The 306-nt window shown below is 70.3% G+C and carries 1 protein-coding gene; it reads right to left on the reverse strand.

Translation table 11 applies throughout. The features are described 5' to 3' along the window. Positions 1–306, reverse strand: a 306-nt coding sequence (locus tag UK12_RS35120; protein ID WP_045307281.1) for a UDP-N-acetylglucosamine 1-carboxyvinyltransferase, incomplete at both ends; no start/stop codon positions are given.

Below are 306 nucleotides of genomic sequence, written 5' to 3' on the forward strand. Positions count from 1 at the left end.
TCTCGATGGTGGCGCCGAACTGGCGGAGCACCTCGAAGTGGAAGTCCACCGGACGGCCGCCGATGTCGCAGCCGCCGAGGCCGGGGATGAAGGCGTGGCTGAGGCGGTGCAGCAGCGGGCGGCAGAACAGGACCGGGAGCCGCGCGGAACCGCCGTGCGCGTCGATGTCCCCGACGTTGGCACTATCCACGTACGACGGGTCGAGGATGCGCCCGCCGTCCCCGCCTCTCGTACGGACCGTCACACCGTGGTGCTGGAGAAGCCCGCGCACGACCTTGACGTGCCGGACGTCTGGGTCGTTGCGAA

This window comes from Saccharothrix sp. ST-888 (assembly GCF_000955975.1).
Classification (GTDB): Bacteria; Actinomycetota; Actinomycetes; order Streptomycetales; family Streptomycetaceae; genus Kitasatospora.